The organism is Kitasatospora sp. NPDC058406, from assembly GCF_042722765.1.
Lineage (GTDB): Bacteria > Actinomycetota > Actinomycetes > Streptomycetales > Streptomycetaceae > Kitasatospora.
Genome location: NZ_JBHXKE010000452.1, coordinates 1 through 2,921, shown reverse-complemented (window position 1 = coordinate 2,921; position 2,921 = coordinate 1). Strand labels below are relative to the sequence as shown.

Here is a 2,921-nt window from a genome sequence, read left to right as displayed (position 1 = left end):
ACTGTCAAGGGACAGTAGGAGTTCCCCGCTCGCGGACAGTTGATCTCCCCACTGGCGGACGTGGAAAGTCCCCGGTGGACAGTTGATCTCCCCGCTTGTGGGTCAGCCGAGCGGGACGACGCCTCGTCCGGTGGTGGCCTCGGCGAGGCGGTGGCTGTCGCCCTGCGTGACGACGACGTGGGCGTGGTGCAGGAGCCGGTCGACGGTCGCGGTGGCGAGGGTTTTGGGCATGATCTCGTCGAATCCGGACGGATGAAGGTTGCTGCTGACCGCCAGACTCCGCCGTTCGTAAGCGGCATCGACCAGACGATAGAAGCCCTCGGCGGCGTCCGGGGAGACGGGCAGGAGCCCGATGTCGTCAACGATGATCAAATCGGTGCGGGTGATCCGGCTGATGGCCTTCGAGACGGAGTCGTCGACGCGGTGACGGCGGATCAGGGCGCCGAGGTCCTCGATGGTGAACCAGGCGACCGTCATCCCGGCGTCGACGGCAGACTGGCCGAGTGCCTCGCTGAAGTGCGACTTTCCCGTGCCGGAGGGGCCGACGACGCAGAGGTTCTCGCGCCGGCCGACCCATTCCAGGGTCCGCAGCGCGGACTGCGTCGGGACCGGGATCGAGGACGCCTCCTCGTTCCAGATGTGGAAGGTCTTGCCGGTCGGGAACGCCGCGCGGGTTCGACGGGTGCGGAGGTTGGCCGCGTCGCGGCCGGCCGCTTCTTCTGCGAGCAGGGCACGCACGATCTCGGCGGGATCCCATCGCTGGGCCTTCGCGGTCGGGATGATCTCGGCCATCGCCCGGCGGATGTGCGGCAGCTTCAACCTGCGGGTCAGCGCGATCGCCTCGTCGAACGCGGCGCCGGACGTCGCGGCGACCGCGGAGGCGGGTGCTTGCATGCGCGGCCGCGTCGCGGCCGATTGGGCAGGACTGTCGTTCATGAAACAGGTGCTCTTTCCAGGTCGGGGCCGACGTCGAGTGCCCGTCGGCCAAGGTGATGATGTTGCTGTCGTGGGGGTCGGATAGGTTGCCCTGATGACTGACACGGACCCGCTGGTGCCCGTCCTTGCCGGACTCGTCGTCGACGTCGTCCGGTTCCTCGACAGCTGCGAGGACGACGAGGTCGCCCCCGACTCCGCGGTGAAGATGATGGAGAGCGTGAGCTGGGTGCTCGGGCAGTTGCCGCAGGACCAGCGCGAGCGGTTCCTGACCGTGCTCGCCGACCTGGCCCAGGCCGAGCAGGACCCGGGCCGGCGGGAGTTCCTGGAGAACTTCCCGGTCGCCAGCGGCCTGGTCGAGGAGTAGGAGGGCTCAGGCCGAGCCGAAGCCTGACCAGGCGGAGGTGCCCGGCTGCAGGCTGTGGTCCTCGCTGCGGCGGATCGGCTCTGCGCGGTCGTGCTCGCCGCCCTGGTGGCCCAGGATCGACAGCAGGTCGCCGTCGGCGAACCGGCCGACCGTCGCAACGGTGCCGAGTGCGCGGTCGACGTCGGCGGTTCCGTAGAGCTTGGCGAGCGCGACCGCGTCGGCCATCTTCGCCCTGATCCGGCGGACACCGGTCGCCGCCGCCTCGACCAGCCAGGCCGCCGCCCCGGGGCCGATCGCCAGGAACTGGGCCTCGGCCGGGTTCGTCGGCTTCGGTGTGCGCTCGCCGCGCGGGGCGTCGGGGTAGTGCTCGTCGGCGATCCGCGGACTGCCCGGCGCCGAGCGAAGGTGGCGGGCGACCTCGACCGCGTTGCCCGAGGCCATCGCGGTGACGATCAGCTCGTCGCCGTGGAAGCGGACCCAGACCCGCTCGTCGACGAGCTCGTGCGGGACCGAGTAGCGGACCGACTCGACCGAGATCGTGGAGTCCTTGCCGACCCGGCGGGTCTCGCCGAACGCGGCGGTGAACGGCTGCTCGGGCACCGGGTGCAGCCGCAGCCGCTCCTCGGCCAGCAGCTCGGCCGGGATCCTGCGGGTCTCGCGGTGGATCCGGCCGTTCACCTCGCTCATGAAGTCCTCGCAGGCCTGCTGTAGTTCGGCGAAGTCGCCGTAGTCGGTCCGCAGGTTGACCGCGGTGGGGACCAGGTCCCGCTTAGCGATCCTCACCGTCGCCTCCGTCCCGCCCTTCGAGGCCGGATCGGCCGGCATGCACGACCTGACGACCGTGCCGTAGTAGCGGGCGATCGGCACCAGCTCGGGGTTGCGGACCGCGATCCGGGCCACGTGCTCGACCGTGACGGTCTTCTCGTTGTCGGTCAGGCAGTAGGTCGGGACCCCGCCCAGCGTCCGGAACGTCGCGTCCAAGCAGGCCGCGACTGTCGGCAGGGTCTTGTCCAGCACCGGGATGACCACCCGGAACCTCGACCAGGCCAGCCACGCGCACCACAGACTGGTGCGTCTGCCGCCGATGCGCGGGCCTTCGCCCCAGTCCCACTGCAGCCACATCGCCGGCTCGGGTATCCACGGCCGGAAGACCCTGCGGTTCCCGGCCCGGTAGGACTCCTTCGCCGCCGCGACGGCCCGACGGGTCGTGCGGTCGGTGCCGGTGAAGCCCATCGCGGCGATCTTCTTGTGAACAGCGTCGGCGCCGACCCTGCCGCGGGACCGCTCGACCAGTTCCTCGACCTTCGGCAGGAAGTCGTCGATCAGCTTCGACCGCACCGCCCGCTCGGTCGGGTCAACCCCCTGCCCGCGCAGCTGCACGTAGCGGCGCACGGTGTGGTGGTCGCAGCCGGCCAGCTCGGCCGCCTTCCGGTAACTCCCGGTGAGGTCGTACGCCTCAAGAATCTCCATGATCTCCTCATCGCTCTTCACCATGCCCACTGTGCGTGATGGGCTTGGTGGGTCTGCGGGGAGATCAGCTGTCCGTCACCGGGGAGATTTCATGTCCACCAGCGGGGAGCCCAACTGACCGCCAGCGGGGAGTCTGCCGTGTCCGCTGACA

At 70.0% G+C, this 2,921-nt stretch carries 3 protein-coding genes; 1 reads left to right on the top strand and 2 read right to left on the bottom strand.

The window, feature by feature from the left end; genetic code table 11:
• Nucleotides 1–102 precede the first annotated feature (102 nt).
• Nucleotides 103–894 (bottom strand): IS21-like element helper ATPase IstB, encoded by a 792-nt coding sequence (gene istB, locus ACFWOG_RS40360; protein WP_380364676.1) that lies wholly within the window; start codon nt 892–894, stop codon nt 103–105.
• Nucleotides 895–1,030: 136 nt separating this feature from the next.
• On the opposite strand from istB, the gene ACFWOG_RS40355 reads away from it, so the two are divergent.
• On the top strand, nt 1,031–1,300 hold the full coding sequence (locus ACFWOG_RS40355) for a hypothetical protein (RefSeq protein ID WP_380364674.1): 270 nt from the start codon (nt 1,031–1,033) through the stop codon (nt 1,298–1,300).
• Nucleotides 1,301–1,306: 6 nt separating this feature from the next.
• On the opposite strand, the gene istA is transcribed toward ACFWOG_RS40355, so the two are convergent.
• Nucleotides 1,307–2,791 carry an IS21 family transposase gene (istA, locus tag ACFWOG_RS40350; protein ID WP_380364678.1) on the bottom strand — a complete coding sequence of 495 codons (1,485 nt, stop codon included), beginning with the start codon at nt 2,789–2,791 and terminating at the stop codon, nt 1,307–1,309.
• Nucleotides 2,792–2,921: the final 130 nt, after the last annotated feature.